Source organism: Rhodopseudomonas sp. BAL398 (assembly GCF_033001325.1).
Classification (GTDB): domain Bacteria; phylum Pseudomonadota; class Alphaproteobacteria; order Rhizobiales; family Xanthobacteraceae; genus JARJEH01.
Map to the genome: position 1 here is coordinate 1,504,964 of NZ_CP133111.1, position 15,784 is coordinate 1,520,747.

Annotated in this window: 15 protein-coding genes; 11 read left to right on the plus strand and 4 right to left on the minus strand. The window is 65.6% G+C overall.

All coding sequences use genetic code 11. The annotated features are described in order from the left end of the window. Positions 1 to 14: 14 nt before the first annotated feature. Positions 15 to 1,259, plus strand: coding sequence for an alanine racemase (alr, locus tag RBJ75_RS07195; RefSeq protein WP_044409801.1), 1,245 nt, complete (start codon positions 15 to 17; stop codon positions 1,257 to 1,259). A 97-nt stretch (positions 1,260 to 1,356) separates the two neighbouring features. On the opposite strand, the gene RBJ75_RS07200 is transcribed toward alr, so the two are convergent. Continuing rightward, on the minus strand, positions 1,357 to 1,545 hold the full coding sequence (locus RBJ75_RS07200; RefSeq protein WP_234707381.1) for a hypothetical protein: 189 nt from the start codon (positions 1,543 to 1,545) through the stop codon (positions 1,357 to 1,359). A 338-nt stretch (positions 1,546 to 1,883) separates the two neighbouring features. Between RBJ75_RS07200 and RBJ75_RS07205 the strand changes: the two genes are divergently transcribed. Beyond that, entirely contained in the window at positions 1,884 to 3,092 is a 1,209-nt protein-coding gene (locus tag RBJ75_RS07205; RefSeq protein ID WP_044409586.1) for a sensor histidine kinase, read from the plus strand. Positions 3,093 to 3,097: 5 nt separating this feature from the next. Here RBJ75_RS07205 and RBJ75_RS07210 read toward each other — a convergent pair whose 3' ends face one another. Continuing rightward, positions 3,098 to 3,394: a hypothetical protein gene (locus tag RBJ75_RS07210; protein ID WP_044409588.1), complete on the minus strand. Its 297-nt coding sequence runs from the start codon at positions 3,392 to 3,394 to the stop codon at positions 3,098 to 3,100. 184 nt (positions 3,395 to 3,578) lie between these two features. On the opposite strand from RBJ75_RS07210, the gene RBJ75_RS07215 reads away from it, so the two are divergent. From RBJ75_RS07215 to RBJ75_RS07250, 9 genes are all read left to right on the plus strand, one after another. Continuing rightward, complete coding sequence (locus RBJ75_RS07215; RefSeq protein WP_044409591.1) at positions 3,579 to 4,313, plus strand: sulfite exporter TauE/SafE family protein; 735 nt, start codon at positions 3,579 to 3,581, stop codon at positions 4,311 to 4,313. 180 nt (positions 4,314 to 4,493) lie between these two features. Continuing rightward, positions 4,494 to 5,570, plus strand: a complete 1,077-nt coding sequence (gene hisC, locus RBJ75_RS07220; RefSeq protein ID WP_044409594.1) for a histidinol-phosphate transaminase — start codon at positions 4,494 to 4,496, stop codon at positions 5,568 to 5,570. A gap of 185 nt (positions 5,571 to 5,755) precedes the next feature. Then, a complete protein-coding gene (locus RBJ75_RS29465; RefSeq protein ID WP_080900986.1) occupies positions 5,756 to 5,998 on the plus strand; it encodes a DUF4160 domain-containing protein in 243 nt (80 codons plus the stop codon). Next, a complete protein-coding gene (locus tag RBJ75_RS07225; RefSeq protein WP_201776309.1) occupies positions 5,985 to 6,527 on the plus strand; it encodes a hypothetical protein in 543 nt (180 codons plus the stop codon). Before RBJ75_RS29465 ends, RBJ75_RS07225 begins: the two co-directional genes overlap by 14 nt. A gap of 126 nt (positions 6,528 to 6,653) precedes the next feature. Further along, positions 6,654 to 8,126, plus strand: coding sequence for a DNA repair protein RadA (radA, locus tag RBJ75_RS07230; protein ID WP_044409597.1), 1,473 nt, complete (start codon positions 6,654 to 6,656; stop codon positions 8,124 to 8,126). A gap of 213 nt (positions 8,127 to 8,339) precedes the next feature. After that, a complete protein-coding gene (locus RBJ75_RS07235; protein WP_044409600.1) occupies positions 8,340 to 8,966 on the plus strand; it encodes a CvpA family protein in 627 nt (208 codons plus the stop codon). A 23-nt stretch (positions 8,967 to 8,989) separates the two neighbouring features. Continuing rightward, positions 8,990 to 10,519, plus strand: coding sequence for an amidophosphoribosyltransferase (gene purF, locus RBJ75_RS07240; RefSeq protein WP_044409603.1), 1,530 nt, complete (start codon positions 8,990 to 8,992; stop codon positions 10,517 to 10,519). Between the two features lie 118 nt (positions 10,520 to 10,637). Next, a complete protein-coding gene (locus tag RBJ75_RS07245) occupies positions 10,638 to 11,387 on the plus strand; it encodes an SDR family NAD(P)-dependent oxidoreductase (RefSeq protein WP_044409606.1) in 750 nt (249 codons plus the stop codon). 81 nt (positions 11,388 to 11,468) lie between these two features. Then, positions 11,469 to 12,719, plus strand: coding sequence for an ABC transporter substrate-binding protein (locus RBJ75_RS07250; protein ID WP_044409609.1), 1,251 nt, complete (start codon positions 11,469 to 11,471; stop codon positions 12,717 to 12,719). A 15-nt stretch (positions 12,720 to 12,734) separates the two neighbouring features. Here RBJ75_RS07250 and RBJ75_RS07255 read toward each other — a convergent pair whose 3' ends face one another. Together RBJ75_RS07255 and der are read right to left on the minus strand one after the other, a co-directional pair. Then, positions 12,735 to 14,024 (minus strand): TCR/Tet family MFS transporter, encoded by a 1,290-nt coding sequence (locus tag RBJ75_RS07255; RefSeq protein WP_044409633.1) that lies wholly within the window; start codon positions 14,022 to 14,024, stop codon positions 12,735 to 12,737. A gap of 298 nt (positions 14,025 to 14,322) precedes the next feature. Then, on the minus strand, positions 14,323 to 15,711 hold the full coding sequence (gene der, locus RBJ75_RS07260; RefSeq protein WP_044409612.1) for a ribosome biogenesis GTPase Der: 1,389 nt from the start codon (positions 15,709 to 15,711) through the stop codon (positions 14,323 to 14,325). Positions 15,712 to 15,784 lie beyond the last annotated feature (73 nt).

A 15,784-nucleotide genomic window follows, 5' to 3' on the forward strand; every position in this document is an offset into this window, starting at 1 on the left:
GCGTAAAGTGCAGCATGAACATCGTCTATGACGCGAAATCGATAGCGGCTGATGCCGCGGTGTCTGCCGAGGCCGACCAGGCCGCGGCGCTGGCCGCCGCCATTGCCACCTCTCCGGGCCTGCTCACCATCGACCTCGACGCCATCGCCGCCAACTGGCGCAAGCTGGAAAAGACCGCGGTTCCGGCCGAATGCGCCGCCGTGGTCAAGGCCAATGCCTATGGCTGCGGCATCGGCCCGGTGACCCGCGCGCTCGCCAATGCCAGCTGCAAGACCTTCTTCGTCGCCACCCTCGACGAGGCCCGCGCGGTGCGGGCGATCAGCTCGTCGGCGGCGGTCTATGTGCTCAGCGGTTTCATGCAGAACAGCGGCGACGCGTTCGCGCAGATCAATTGTCAGCCGGTGATCGGCGACCTCTACGAGCTGGCCGAATGGGACGTGTTCTGCCGCCGCACCGGCTGGAACGGCGGCGCCGCGATCCATATCGACACCGGCATGAGCCGGCTCGGCCTCACCATCACCGAAGCGCAGGGCATCGTGCCGCGCATCAATGCCGGCGATCACGGCATCACATTGGTGTTGAGCCATCTGGCCTGCGCCGACACCGTCAACCACCCGTTGAATGCCAAGCAGGTCGCGAGCTTCCGCGAGATCGCCAGCCTGTTTTCCGGGGTACCGGCCTCGCTCGCCGCCTCCTCCGGAATCTTTCTCGGCTCGCACTTCCATTTCGATGTGGTGCGACCGGGCGTCGCGCTATACGGCGTCAATCCGACGCCGGAGGCCGACAATCCGATGCTGCCGGTGGTCGATCTCAAGGCCAAGATCCTGCAGGTCCGCAACGTCGAAAAGGGCGACAGCGTCGGTTATGGGGCGACCTGGACCGCGCGGCGGCCGACCAGGCTGGCGGTGATCGCCACCGGCTATGCCGACGGCTATTTCCGCGCCTGCGGCAGCAGCGACGGCACCCGCGGCGCCGACGTGGTGATCGCCGGCAAACGCTGCCCGGTGGCGGGGCGGATCTCGATGGACCTGCTGGCGGTCGATATCACCGACCTGCCCGCCAACGCCGCGCGCCGTGGCCATCTGGCGACGCTGATCGGCGACGGCATTACCGTCGACGAGCTGGCGCACCATTTCGGCACCATCGGCTATGAGGTGCTGACAAGCCTCGGGCGCCGCTATGCGCGTGTCTATAAGGGCGGCGACGCCGTCGCCGTGACGCCGGCGGAACATCCCGAGGGCGAGACCGCCGCCAGCTAGAGCAGGATGACTTATCTTCGAATCGTCATCCCGCTCTAGCTTCTTGTTTGAGCATGATCTTTTCCGAAAACCGGGATCCATTTTTCGGGATCATGCTCTAATCGTCCGATGAAGCCATCAGGAACGCGGTCAGCGCCGCGCCCAGCGCGAAGTGGAAGGCGACGCCGATCACGAACAGCACCTGAATCGTGCGCGGCGCGACGCTGGCCGCGATCATGTCGGACAGGCCGAAGCCGTTGCGCCACAGCAGCAGCACCGCGAACACCGTGCCCAGCGCCGCGCCCATGGCGAATTGCCCGGCGAGTCGCCGCGCGGTCGCCCTCTCTCTGCGCCGTCGCTGGTCCGACCACATCCTGCGCTGCCCTGCTGGTTCGCCCCTGTGATTATTTCCACAAACCAAGCCCACCGCCAACCGCATCGCTTTGGCGGCGGTACCGCAAAGCCGCCGCGGCGCGACGGTCAGATGCGAAATGCGGAATCACCGCTCCGAGGGTTGCTTGCAGCCGGTGTGCGGTCCATCCTCCGCCGAGTTGCAATGCCAATTTGGTCTGTCTTGGATCCGCGCCCCGCTCGATGGCGCAGGTCCCAACGTGTTGCGTGTCGCTCGCTTCAGAATGGTTTTCGATGTCAGACGATCCGGTGACGGGCAAGGCGCCACAAGCAGCCACGGAGAAACTTCGTGGCAGCGATGAATTGCGCTACCGGCTGCGGCAGCAATCGCTGCTCGGCGAATTCGCCCGCCAGGCTCTGCTGACCCGCGATTTCGGGCAGATCCTGCAACGCGCCACCGAATTGTGTGCGCTAGGCCTGGAAACCCCATTCGCCAAAGTGCTCGAATATATCCCCGAGACCGACCGCCTGCTGGTGCGCGCCGGCGTCGGCTGGGCGCCCGGCACGGTCGGCGAAGTGACGCTCGGCGCCGATATCGACTCGCCGGCCGGCTTTTCCTATCAGACCGGCCAGGCGGTGATCTCCAACCATTTGCAGGCGGAGACCCGCTTTCGCACGCCGCGTCTGCTCGTCGATCACGGCATCAAGCGCGCCATCAACGTCTTGATCACCCGCGGTGGCGAGGGCGCCGCCGCCTTCGGCGTGCTCGAGGTCGACAGCGACGAGATCGGCCAGTTCGACCAGGGCGACGCCTATTTCCTCGACGGCTTCGCCGGCCTGCTCGGCATCGCCATCGAGCGCCAGCAGGCCGACGCCAAATTGCAGTCCGCGCTGGAACATCAGGCCCTGTTGACCCGCGAGATGAGCCATCGGGTCAAGAACAGCCTGACCTCAGTGGTCAGCCTGTTGCGGGTCCAGGGCCGCAGTGCGACGTCGCAGGCCGTCCAGGACGCGCTGGCGGACGCCAGCTCACGCGTCGCCACCATCGCCCAGGTGCACGATCATCTGTGGCGTGGCAGCAAGGTGGGATATGTCGAGCTCGCCGACTTCCTGTCCGAGTTGTGCGGCAATCTGCAGGGCAATTCGTCCGGCCACACGCTGCGTTGTGAGGCCGACGCGATGCTGATTGCGGCGGATCACGCGATCCCGCTCGGCCTGATCGTCAACGAACTGGTCACCAATGCGGTGAAATACGCCTATCCGGGCGGCGCTGGCGTGATCGATGTCATCGCCCACGAAATCGACGGCCGGCTCCATCTCGAAATCGCCGATCATGGCGTCGGCCTGCCGATAGGTTTCGACATCGATCAGCCGCGCGGCAGCCTCGGATTCAAGGTGGTCAAGGGGTTGGTGCAGCAGCTTCAGGGCCGGCTGGAGGTCGCCGTCGGCGCCGATGGCGGCGCGCGCTTCCTTGTCGATGTTCCGGTGTTGCTGGAAAACTAGGTTGGTCAGGCCGGCTGCAGCCGCCGAGCATTGGCGGCGACGTGTTGGCGATAGCGATCGACGATGCTGGCGGCGCTGGCGCCGGACTGCATGCTGGCCATCGCCTCGAAACTGGCGTCGATCTTTTCATTGACCATCAAGCTGGCCTCGCGACACGCGGCGTGATCGCCGCCAGCCAATTTCATCGTCCGCAGGCAAATCACCTCGAACGACTCGATCGCCAGCATCGTGGCGGCGAGCCACGGAAACGCATCGTCATGGCGGGCGGCAGGCGTGGCGGGTTTGTTGGCGCGTGACGTCATCGTGGCATTCCCTCTTGGTTGGGGACAGCATGCGCGCACGGCTTTAACATTGCGGCCGCTCCGCGACGCCAAACTGGCGCGGCCGATCCACCTGAAATTAACATCATGCCCGGCCAGCTTGAGATTCGCCGTGGCCTACTCGACAAAGGCCGAGTCGCCAACCTTGCCGCCGGGGGCATCGGATTTGAATTTCATCTTTGTCCTCGCGGTCGGCCTCGTCGCCGGCACGCTGTCCGGCATTGTCGGCACCGGCTCGTCGATCATGCTGGTGCCGGTGCTGGTCTATCAGTTCGGGCCCAAGCAGGCGGTGCCGATCATGGCGGTGGCCGCGGTGATGGCCAATGCCTCGCGGATTCTGGCGTGGCTGCGCGAGGTCGACTGGCGCGCCTGCGCCGCCTATTCGGTCACCGGGATTCCGGCCGCCGCGCTCGGCGCCCGCACCCTGTTGGTGCTGCCGTCGCGCGGCGTCGATGTCGCGATCGGACTATTCCTGATCGCGATGGTGCCGGTGCGGCACTGGCTGGCGCGCCACCAGTTCAAGCTGTCGCTGTGGCATCTGGCGGTCGGCGGCGCCGTGATCGGCTTTCTCACCGGCATCGTGGTCTCGACCGGGCCTTTGAGCGTGCCGCTGTTCCTGTTCTACGGATTGTCGCGCGGCGCCTTTCTCGGCACCGAGGCGGCCAGTTCGCTCGGGCTCTATGTCAGCAAATCGGTGACGTTCCAGCAATTCGGCGCGCTCGATTGGGACGTGCTCCTGAAGGGCCTGATCGCCGGCTCGTCGCTGATGCTGGGCGCCTTCATCGCCAAGCGCTTCGTGCTGAAGCTGGAGCCGGAGGTGTTCCGGCTGGTGATGGACGGGATCATGATCGTGGCGGGGCTGAGCATGCTGTGGAACGCCCATTGGTCGCCGGCCAATTGACGGGCGCGGCGCGTCAGGCTGGTCTCGATCTTCGGGTTTCGGCGACGCGACGCGGCTGCTAAAGAGATCGCCGAGCCAGGGATTGCCATTTGGCTCGCCTGTGTCTCACAACCGACGCCGCGGTCCTGCGCGTCAACGGGGCGCCGCCGCGCCGCCGCTTCTGAGCAATTTGGATAGAGCATGAGCCGGTTCTGGAGCAGCTTGACGCGCGACCTGAAGCCTTATGTGCCGGGCGAACAGCCCCGCATGGCGGATCTGGTCAAGCTCAACACCAATGAAAATCCACTCGGTCCCTCGCCGCGCGTGCTGGACGCGATTCGCGGCGAAGCCAGCGACGCGCTGCGGCTATATCCGGACCCGCAGGCCGCCGCGCTGCGGGCCGCCTTGGCGACCTATCACCGGGTCCGCCCCGAACAAGTCTTCGTCGGCAACGGCTCCGACGAGGTGCTGGCCCACGCCTTCGCCGCGCTGCTCAAGCATGACGCGCCGTTGCTGTTTCCGGATATCACCTACAGTTTCTACCCGGTCTATTGCCGGCTGTTCGGCATCGCCTACGAGACCGTGCCGCTCGACCCGGCGATGCGGATCCGCATCGCCGATTATCGCCGCCCGGCCGGCGCGCTGATCATGCCCAATCCGAATGCGCCGACCGGGGTGGCGCTGTCGCGGGCCGAGATCGTCACCCTGCTCGACGACCATCCTGACGCACCGGTGGTGATCGACGAGGCCTATGTGGATTTCGGCGCCGAAACCGCGATTCCGCTGGTCGCCTCGCATCCGAACCTTCTGGTGGTGCAAACCATGTCGAAGTCGCGGGCGCTGGCCGGACTGCGGATCGGCTACGCGATCGGCGACGCCGCGCTGATCGAGGCGCTCAACCGGGTCAAGGACAGCTTCAATTCCTATCCGCTGGGCCGCCCCGCCCAGGCCGGCGCCATCGCCTCGCTTGAGGACGAAGCCTATTTCCAGCACAGCCGCGCTTGCGTCATCGACGGCCGCGAGCGGCTCAACCGCGGGCTCGCGCAGCTGGGCTTCGATGTGCTGCCGTCGGCGGCGAATTTCGTGTTCGCGCGACATCCGGCGCATCAAGGCGCGGCATTGGCGGCCGCGTTGCGGCAACGCGCGGTGATCGTCCGCCATTTCCCCGCGCCCCGCATCGCCGACTATCTGCGGATCACGGTGGGCACCGACCAGCAAACCGACCGGCTGCTATCGGCCTTGACCCAGATTTTGAGCGGCGCGCCTGGATCGAGCTGAAATCAATCGCCGGCCCATCGCTGATGCGGGCACCTTCATCGCCCCGCGCTTCGTGCCTGAGCTGAATGTTGTTCGGCGGACAGCGCCGTGGGCGTCAAATACCAGGCAGGAAAATGCGCAACCATTGCACAATTTATTGACCGTGTGAGCCTGCTGTCCTATCCTCGCCTCGCCGGAGAGCCGTCATGGTGAGTTTGGATGCGAAACTAACCAATTGTAAAATATGCATTTATCCCGGAGATCACCACCCGCCTCACTTTCATCTACGGGGACCGAATTCGAACGCCCTAATCGACATGGTGACCTTGGAAGTCGTGATCGGCAGAGCTTCGCGACAGGACCTGGACGAGGCCCGCGCCTGGGCCAGCCAGCCTGAGCACCTGGCGTTGCTGATGAGCGAATGGAGACGGCTCAATGAGCGAGACTGAGATCATCGACAGCGGCATCGAACTACCATTGCTCGGAAGCATCGAAGCCCTTCCGGATTTTTCGCTGCGGGTGACGTGGGCCGCAGGCAGTCGCAGCGGCGTCACTGAGATCGTCGACCTGCGCCCGGCGCTGGGCAGCTTCAAGATCTACAAGCCGCTGCGCGGCAATCCGCCATTGTTTTCCACCGTCCGCCTCGCCGACGACGGCAATGCCGTGAGCTGGGATGGCAAGGATCTGGAGATGTCGGCCGAGATGCTCCTGTCCTGGGCCGAACAGGCGATGCGCCCGCAGGATTTCGCCGCCTTCCTGAAGCGCAACGGCTTGACCCAGGAGGCGGCAGCGGCGCTGCTCGGCCGCAGCCGCCGCCAAATCGCCAACTACCTGGCAGCCGGCCCGATCCCGCGCATCGTCGCGCTGGCCTGCTACGGCTTCGAGGCGCGCCAGCGCGACCGGGAGATCGCCCGTACATTGCAAGACGCCGCCGCCTCGTTCAGCGACCCGACCGGCAACGACAAGCGCGCCGCGTGAACCGCAAGGCCGCCTCGCGACCGTCTCGCTGATGCCAGCGTGAAATGCGCCGCCAAATCCGCGCCGACTTGACAGCGATGGCTACGTCAGAACAAATGGCGAACACACTCCGTCGAGTCATTGCCTATGGCCAAAGCCACCCTCTCCTTCGTCTGCCAGAATTGCGGCGCGGCGTTCAATCGCTGGCAGGGCAAGTGCGAATCCTGCGGCGAGTGGAACACGCTGGTCGAGGAGGATGCCGGCGGCGCCTCAATTCCGGCCTCGATCCGCTCCAAGCGGCGCGGTCGGCTGTTCAAGCTGGAGAGCCTGACCGGCCAAAGTGTCGACGCGCCCCGCACCCCGTCGGGCATGGCCGAGCTCGACCGCGTCACCGGCGGCGGCTTTGTCCGCGGTTCGGTGCTGCTGGTCGGCGGCGATCCCGGCATCGGCAAGTCAACGCTGCTCACCCAGGCTACCAGCCTGATGGCCAAGGCCGGGCATCGCGCGGTTTATATTTCGGGTGAAGAAGCCGTGGCCCAAGTCCGGCTGCGCGCCGAGCGGCTCGGCCTCGCCGACGCGCCGGTCCAGCTCGCCGCTGAGACATCGGTCGAAGATATCATCGCAACCCTTTCGGAAGGTGCGGTACCGCGGCTGATCGTGATCGACTCGATCCAGACCATGTGGACCGACACGGTGGAATCCGCCCCCGGCACGGTGACGCAAGTCCGCGCCTCGGCGCAGGCGCTGATCCGCTTTGCCAAGAAATCCGGCGCCACCATCATCCTGGTCGGCCATGTCACCAAGGACGGCCAGATCGCCGGGCCCCGCGTGGTCGAGCACATGGTCGACGCGGTGCTGAGCTTCGAGGGCGAAGGCTCGCAGCAATTCCGGATTCTGCGCGCGGCCAAGAACCGGTTCGGGCCGACCGACGAGATCGGCGTGTTCGAAATGACCGGGCTCGGCCTGCGCGAGGTGCTCAACCCGTCGGAACTGTTCCTGTCGGAGCGCGATCTCGGCAGTCCCGGCACCGCGGTGTTCGCCGGGCTCGAGGGCACCCGCCCGGTGCTGGTGGAATTGCAGGCGCTGGTGGTGCCGACCACGCTGGGCACGCCGCGGCGCGCCGTTGTGGGCTGGGATTCCTCGCGACTGTCGATGGTGCTGGCAGTGCTGGAGGCCCATTGCGGCGTGAAACTGTCCGGCTACGACGTCTATTTCAACGTCGCCGGCGGGTTGCGCATCAACGAGCCGGCCGCAGATCTCGCCGCTGCCGCCGCCCTGGTGTCGTCGCTGGCCAATGCGCCGCTGCCAACCGACGCGGTGTATTTCGGCGAGATCTCGCTGTCGGGCGCGGTGCGGCCGGTGGCGCAGACCGCGGCGCGTCTGAAGGAAGCCGCCAAGCTCGGTTTCGCCCGCGCGGTACTGCCGGAATCAGCCCGCGGCGATTCCGGCGGCGACGCCGGAATGACGCTCGGCACCGTCGCCGGCCTGTCCAGCCTGGTTGCCGATATCGCCGCCCGCGGCACCGCGCGGCCGAGCCGCGACACCGGCAAGGACACCGCCAAGGTCGACGCGGCGGAGAAAAATGCCACACCGGCGCGATTCCGGCGCGACAATCACTGAACCGGGGTGACGCTGGCGCGCACCGCCGCTATACAACGCTCGCAGCTGGCACGCGGCCTGCAACACTGACCTTTAACCGACCCGAGCGATGCTATTGCGATGGGTCCGTTAGTGGTTTTCCAGCCTTGCGGGACGTGCCATATCACCGTCACTTGTGCCGGCACCCACCACGCCGATTCGCGCCCTGACTGACCGAGCGGACCTGAGCAGCCGATGCCGATTACGATTCTCGATTTCGTTGTGCTCGCGGTGATGTTGGTGTCGGGCCTGCTGGCGATGGTCCGCGGCTTCATGCGCGAGGTGCTGTCGATCGCCGCCTGGGGCGCCGCCGCGCTGGTCACGCTCTACGCCTTCCAGCGGCTGCTGCCGACCGCCAAGACCTATTTCAACAACGACACCGTCGCCGCCGCCGTGGTGATCGCCGGCGTGTTCATCGGCACGCTGATCGTGGTGTCGATCGTCACGGTGCGGATCTCCGACATGATCCTGGATTCGCGGATCGGCGCGCTCGACCGCACCCTCGGTTTCCTGTTCGGCCTCGCGCGTGGGTTGTTGATCGTGGTCGTGGCCTATCAGTTTTTCATCTGGCTGGTTCCCGACAAGCAGCGCCCGGACTGGGTGACCGCCGCGAAGTCGCGCACCGTGCTGGAAGGCACCGGACAATGGCTGATGGCACTCTTGCCGGATGACCCTGAAAATACCATCTTGAAGAGGTTCAAGAAGACCAAGCCGGACGATGACCAGACCGACGAGGCTGCGACGCCCGGGGCTGCCGACGGCTACAGCAAGAATCAGCGCGACAATCTGAAGAAGCTGATTGAGAAACCGGCCGCCCAGTAATTCGCAGCGAATAGAGAGGCGCGATGGACACGATACAGAGGCCTTCCGACGACGCAGGCAAGCCTGAGCAGCTCGATCCCGATCTGCAGGATTTCATTCTGCAGGACGCCGATCTGAACGGCGACACGCTGCGCGAGGAATGCGGCGTGTTCGGCATCTTCAACCATCCGGACGCCGCCGCCATCACCGCCTTGGGCCTGCACGCCTTGCAGCATCGTGGCCAGGAAGCCGCCGGCATCGTCTCGTTCGAAAACGGCCGCTTCCACTCCGAGCGCCGCCTCGGCCTGGTCGGCGACACCTTCTCCCGCGCCGATGTGATCGCGCGGCTGCCGGGAACCGCGGCGGTCGGCCATGTCCGCTATTCCACCACTGGCGAGACCATCCTGCGCAATGTGCAGCCGCTATTCGCCGAGCTCAATGCCGGCGGCTTCGCCATCGGTCATAACGGCAATCTCACCAACGGGCTGACGCTGCGCCGCGAGTTGGTGCGCAACGGCGCGATGATGCAATCCACCACCGATACCGAAGTGATCCTGCATCTGGTCGCACATTCCAAACGTCCGCGCTTCGTCGATCGCTTCATCGAGGCGCTGCGCGCAATCGAGGGCGCCTATTCGCTGGTGTCGCTGACCAACAAGAAGCTGATCGGCGCCCGCGACCCGCTCGGGATTCGCCCGCTGGTGTTGGGCGAACTCGACGGCTGCCCGATTCTGGCGTCGGAGACCTGCGCGCTCGACATCATCGGCGCCAAGCACGTCCGCGACATCGAGCCCGGCGAAGTCGTGGTGTTCGACCGCCACGGCGTCACCAGCCACAAGCCGTTTCCGCCGCAGCCGCCGCGGCCCTGCATCTTCGAATACATCTATTTCTCGCGCCCGGATTCGATCGTCGGCGGCCGCTCGGTCTATGACGTCCGCAAGGCCTTCGGCGCGCAGCTCGCGCGCGAAAGCCATGTCGAGGCCGACGTGGTGGTGCCGGTGCCGGATTCTGGCGTCCCCGCCGCGATCGGCTACAGCCGCGAATCCCATGTGCCGTTCGAACTCGGCATCATCCGCAATCATTATGTCGGGCGCACCTTCATCCAGCCGACCCAGAGCGTGCGCGAGCTCGGCGTGCGGATGAAGCATTCGGCCAACCGCGCCGCGATCGAGGGCAAGCGCATCGTCCTGATCGACGATTCGCTGGTCCGCGGCACCACCTCGCGCAAGATCGTCAAGATGATGCGCGACGCCGGCGCCAAGGAAGTGCATTTCCGCATCGCCTCGCCGCCGATCGCCTATCCGGATTATTACGGCATCGACACGCCGGACCGCGCCGGACTGCTGGCGGCAACCCGCACCCTGGAAGAAATGCGGGATTTGATCGGCGCCGATTCGCTGGCGTTCCTGTCGATCGACGGCATCTACCGCGCGATGGGCGAGCCGGGGCGCGATCCGGCCAATCCGAAATTCACCGATCACTGCTTCACCGGCGACTACCCGACGCCGCTGACCGATCTGAACCAGACCGAGTCGCAGCCGCGGCAGCTGTCCTTGCTGGCCGAGGCGAGCTGAGCCGCGACCCGGCGCAGCACTAAAGTTCGTCATGCCCGGCCTTGTGCCGGGCATTCACGTCTTTAAAAGGACGGTGAGAATGGCCGGGACGAGCCCGGCCGTGACGGATGAAGCAGCCATGACCCTTCCCCTTGCCTCCCGCATCGCTCTCGTCACCGGCGCCTCGCGCGGCATCGGCTTTGCCACCGCGCTGGCTTTGGCAAAAGCCGGTGCCCATGTGGTGGCGGTCGCCCGCACCCAGGGCGGCCTCGAAGAGCTCGACGACGAGATCCGCAAGCTCGGCCGCGATTCCGCCACGCTGGTCCCGCTCGACCTCACCGATTTCGACGCCATCGCCGGGCTCGGCGCGGCGCTGTATGAGCGCCACGGCAAGCTCGACATCCTGGTCGGCAATGCCGGGATCGGCGGTCCGTCGTCGCCGCTCGGCCATATCGAGATGAAGCTGTGGAACGAGGTGATCGCGCTCAACCTCTCGGCGAATTTCCAACTGATCCGCTGCATGGAGCCGCTGCTGCGCGCCTCCGACGCCGGCCGCGCGGTGTTCGTCACTTCCGGCTCCGGCACCAAGGCGCCGGCCTATCGCGGCCCCTACGCGGCCTCGAAGGCGGCGCTGGATTGCCTGGTCCAGGTCTGGGCCAAGGAAATCGCCAATACCACGCAGATCCGCGTCAACCTGTTCAATCCGGGCCCGACCCGCACCAAGATGCGCGCCAAAGTGATGCCGGGCGAGGATCCGCAGACCCTGACTACGCCGGACCAGGTCGCCGAACTGATCGTGCCGATGTGCGCGCCAGCCTGGACCGCGACCGGACAGCTTTATGACTATCCAACCCGCGCGCTGCGGGCCGTCGGGGTTCCGGCTGATTGACTCCTGATCGGTGGCGCGATTGACTGACGTCCAAGCGGGGCCAACACCCGCTGTCAATCAATACCGATAGAGGAAACCACCATGAGAGCCATGTTCTCACGACGCCACGCGATGGCTATCGCGCTGGCCGGCGCAGCCTTCGCGTCGCCCGCTTTGGCCCAAGACAAGACCCAAGACAAGACGCAAGACAAGACCGTCAAGATCGGCGTGCTCAACGACATGTCGAGCCTGTACGCCGATATCGGTGGGCCGAATTCGGTGGTCGCCGTCAAGATGGCGGTCGAGGATTCCGGCCTATTGAAGAAGGGCTGGACCATCGAGGTGGTCAGCGGCGATCATCAGAACAAGCCGGATGTCGGCGTCAACATCGCCCGCCAGTGGATCGACGTCGACAAGGTCGACGCCATCGCCGATACGCCGAATTCCGGCGTCGGCCTGGCGATCTCGACGCTGGTCAAGGAAAAGAACGCGGTGCTGCTGAATTCCGGCGCCGCCACCGCCGACCTCACCGGCAAGGCCTGCAACGCCAACACCGTGTCGTTCACCTACGACACCTACATGCTCGCCCACGGCACCGGCGCCGCCCTGACCAAGGCCGGCGGCGACACCTGGTTCTTCCTGACCTCGGACTACGCGTTCGGCCATGCGCTGGAGCGCGACACCACCGCGGTGATCCTGGCCAATGGTGGCAAGGTGGTGGGCGGCGTCAAGCACCCGATCAACACCGCAGACTTCTCCTCGTTCTTGCTGCAGGCGCAGTCCTCCAAGGCCAAGGTGATCGGGCTGGCCAATGCCGGCGGCGACACCACCAATGCGATCAAGCAGGCGGCCGAATTCGGTATCGTCCAGGGCGGCCAGAAGCTCGCGGCGTTGCTGCTGTTCATCAACGACGTGCACTCGCTCGGGCTGAAGACCGCGCAGGGCCTGTCCTTCACCACCTCGTTCTACTGGGACATGAATGACAGCACCCGCGCCTGGTCGAAGCGCTTCGCCAAATTGACCAACAAGGGCGCGATGCCTTCGATGACCCAGGCCGGCAACTACGCTGCGGTGCTGCATTATCTCAAGGCCATGGAAGCGCTCGGCGGCAATCCGCATGACGGCGCCAAGGTGGTCGCCAAGATGAAGGAGTTGCCGACCGACGATCCGTTGTTCGGCAAGGGCACGCTGCGGATCGACGGTCGCAAGATGCATCCGGCCTATCTGTTCGAGGTCAAGAAGCCCTCGGAATCCAAATATCCGTGGGATTATTTCAAGCTGGTCGCGACCATCCCGGCCGAGCAGGCCGCGCGCCCGCTGTCCGAAAGCGAATGCCCGCTGGTCAAGAAGTAAGCGCCATTGACGCTGTCATCGATCAGACGCCGCTTGCGGCGCCTGATCTCTGTTCATCGCCGTGATCGCGCTCGCCGCGATCAGCATCGACAGCGCCAGCAGCGCGCCGGCGAGCAGGAACGGGGCGCCGGGCAGATGCAGCGGCGCGCCACCGCCGATGAAATACGCAAAGATCATGGTGAACAGAAACGGCCCGATCAGTTGGGCGACGCTGTTGACGCTGGTGGTGGCGCCCTGCAGCTTGCCCTGCTGCTCCGGCGATACCAGCCTTGTCATCAGCCCGGAGGTCGCCGGCTTGGCAATGCCCCAAATCGTCATCACCGGAATTCCGATCCAGAACAGCGCACCGGTCGGCGCCAGCGCATAGATCAAGAATCCCAGCGCGCCGCCGCCATAGCCGATGATCATGGCGCGGCGCTCGCCCAGCAGTCGCAATGCCGGGGCGACCGCAAAGCCCTGCACCACCGCGGTACAGACGCCGACGAAGGCCAGCGCCAGCCCGACCGTGGTCTGGTCCCAGCCATAGCGATAGGTGGTGTAGAGCACGAATACGGCGGGCAGCGCGATATGCGCCACCTCGGTGCAGAACACCACCACCGCCAGCGCCGCCAGCGTGGCGTTGGAGCGCAGCAGCCTGAGTGCGCCGAGCGGATTGGCGCTCTTCCAGCGAAATCCCGAGCGGCGCTCCTTGGGCAGCGATTCCGGCAGGATCAGAAATCCGTATAGCGCGTTGGCCAGGCTTAAGCCCGCCGCGACCCAGAACGGCAGCCGCGGATCTACGCCGCCAAGCAGGCCGCCAATTGCCGGGCCGAAGATGAAGCCGAGCCCGAACGCCGCGCCGACCTTGCCGAACACCGCGGCGCGTTTTTCCGCCGGCGTCACATCGGCGATATAGGCAAAGGCGGTCGAGATCGACGCCGAGGTGATGCCGGAAATCACCCGCCCGACAAACAGCCATAACAGCGACGGCGCCAGCGCCATCAGGACGTAGTCGAGCCCGAGCCCGAAATTCGACAGCAGGATCACCGGGCGACGGCCGAAGCGGTCGCTCAGTCCGCCCAGCACCGGCGAGGCGAAGAACTGCATCAGCGCCCAGGCGGTGCCGAAAATGCCGTAGATCCTGGCGGCTTCGGCGGTGTTGTTATTGGCAAAGCTCTCGATCAGCTTCGGCAGGATCGGCAGGATCATGCCGACGCTGAGCATGTCGAGCAGGATGGTGACGAAGATGAAACCGACCGCGGCGCGGCGCGGCTGCTGCACCGGCGGCGTCGTCATTTCCGCCGTTGCGGGCTGCTCGAAGCTCATCAGATCGCCGAAATTGCGCTGCGCCCTGACGTCCATCGCCAGCGCTTCTTGCGCCGCAAACTAGTGCGTCGCGGTTAGCCCGGCAATTCGAAACAAGACATAGGGCGGAGGCAACATAGTAGTGGGATCGGCGAGCCGAGCCACAACCCTGGTCATTCCGGGGCGCCAGGCCGCAGGCCGAGCGAACCCGGAATCCTGCCGCGAAGGAAGCTTTCACCCGCCGCGAGATTCCGCGTTCGCACGAGCTTTGCTCGCGCACCCCGGAATGACGCCTGAAGGAGTAGCCGGGTAACAGGCCTCAGCGCGTCGGCCGCTTGCGCTTGTGGGCGAAGGGGTTGGCCTTTTCGCGCAGCATGATCCGGACCGGCGTGCCGGGCAGATCGAAATAGCTGCGCATGCTGTTAACGAGGTAGCGCTGATAGGATTCCGGCACCGCGTCGGCGCGCGAGCAGAACACGATGAAGCTCGGCGGCCGCGCCTTGGCCTGCGTCACGTAGTTCAGCTTCAGCCGTCGGCCCGATACCGCCGGCGGCGGATTGGCTTCGATCGCCTGCTCGAACCAGCGGTTCAGCGTCGCGGTCGGCACCCGCTTATTCCACACCGCATAGGATTCCTCGATCGCCTTCATCAGCCGATCGATGCCCTCGCCCATCAGCCCGGACACCGCGACGATCGGCACGCCCTTGACCTGCGGCAGCAAATGATCGACGTCGGTGCGCAATTGCCCGACCAGATTGGCCTGCCGCCCCATCAGATCCCATTTATTGGCCGCCACCACCAGCGCGCGGCCCTCGCGTTCGATCAGATTGGCGATCCGCAGATCCTGTTCCTCGAACTTGTTCTGCGAATCCATCATCAGCACGACGACTTCGGCGAAGCGAATGGCGCGCAGCGCGTCGGCGACCGACAGCTTTTCCAGCTTGGCCTCGATCCGCGAGCGCCGCCGCAGCCCGGCGGTGTCGAAGATGCGGAATTCGCGGCCCTGATAATTGACCTCGACGGAGATCGAATCCCGCGTGGTGCCGGCCTCGGGGCTGGTCAGCAGCCGCTCCTCGCCGAGCAGATAGTTGATCAGCGTCGACTTGCCGGCATTGGGCCGGCCGACGATCGCCACCCGGATCGGGCGCTTGGCCAGTTCCTCTTCGGATTCGATGATGTCGTCGTCATCGAACTCCTCCGCCTCCTCGACCGGCTCCGGCATCAGCGCGCGCAGCGAATCGTAGAGATCGCTGAGGCCCTCGCCGTGCTCGGCGGAAATCTGGATCGGATCGCCGAGACCCAGCGCGTAGGATTCCATCGCGCCCACCTCGCCGTGGCGGCCCTCGCTCTTGTTGGCGACCAGGACCACCGGCTTGTTGGCGCGGCGGGCGAAATCGGCGAAGGCGCGGTCGTTTGGGGTCAGGCCGGCACGGGCGTCGATCACGAACATCAGCGCGTCGGCCAGCGCGATGGCGACCTCGGTCTGTTCCTGCATCCGCGCCGTCAGCGAGCCCTTGGCGCCCTCGTCGAGCCCCGCGGTGTCAATCAGCGTGAATTCGAGATCACCGAGCTTGCCCTCGCCCTCGCGGCGGTCGCGGGTGACGCCGGGCGTGTCGTCGACCAATGCCAATTTCTGCCCAACCAGACGGTTGAACAGCGTGGATTTGCCGACATTGGGCCGGCCGATAATCGCAATGGTGAAGGACATCGGTGATCCCTGCGCCCTAATGCGGCGCCATGTCAATGTCGGCGCGCGGCAGGACCCGCCCGATCAGCGGGCG

Coding starts and splice junctions, on each gene's coding strand:
- alr (WP_044409801.1), top strand. CDS start 15: ATGAACATCGTCTATGACGCGAAATCGATAGCGGCTGATGCCGCGGTG.
- RBJ75_RS07200 (WP_234707381.1), bottom strand. CDS start 1,545: ATGGGCGCGGCGCTGGGCACGGTGTTCGCGGTGCTGCTGCTGTGGCGC.
- RBJ75_RS07205 (WP_044409586.1), top strand. CDS start 1,884: ATGTCAGACGATCCGGTGACGGGCAAGGCGCCACAAGCAGCCACGGAG.
- RBJ75_RS07210 (WP_044409588.1), bottom strand. CDS start 3,394: ATGACGTCACGCGCCAACAAACCCGCCACGCCTGCCGCCCGCCATGAC.
- hisC (WP_044409594.1), top strand. CDS start 4,494: ATGAGCCGGTTCTGGAGCAGCTTGACGCGCGACCTGAAGCCTTATGTG.
- RBJ75_RS29465 (WP_080900986.1), top strand. CDS start 5,756: ATGGTGAGTTTGGATGCGAAACTAACCAATTGTAAAATATGCATTTAT.
- RBJ75_RS07225 (WP_201776309.1), top strand. CDS start 5,985: ATGAGCGAGACTGAGATCATCGACAGCGGCATCGAACTACCATTGCTC.
- radA (WP_044409597.1), top strand. CDS start 6,654: ATGGCCAAAGCCACCCTCTCCTTCGTCTGCCAGAATTGCGGCGCGGCG.
- RBJ75_RS07235 (WP_044409600.1), top strand. CDS start 8,340: ATGCCGATTACGATTCTCGATTTCGTTGTGCTCGCGGTGATGTTGGTG.
- purF (WP_044409603.1), top strand. CDS start 8,990: ATGGACACGATACAGAGGCCTTCCGACGACGCAGGCAAGCCTGAGCAG.
- RBJ75_RS07245 (WP_044409606.1), top strand. CDS start 10,638: ATGACCCTTCCCCTTGCCTCCCGCATCGCTCTCGTCACCGGCGCCTCG.
- RBJ75_RS07250 (WP_044409609.1), top strand. CDS start 11,469: ATGAGAGCCATGTTCTCACGACGCCACGCGATGGCTATCGCGCTGGCC.
- RBJ75_RS07255 (WP_044409633.1), bottom strand. CDS start 14,024: ATGAGCTTCGAGCAGCCCGCAACGGCGGAAATGACGACGCCGCCGGTG.
- der (WP_044409612.1), bottom strand. CDS start 15,711: ATGTCCTTCACCATTGCGATTATCGGCCGGCCCAATGTCGGCAAATCC.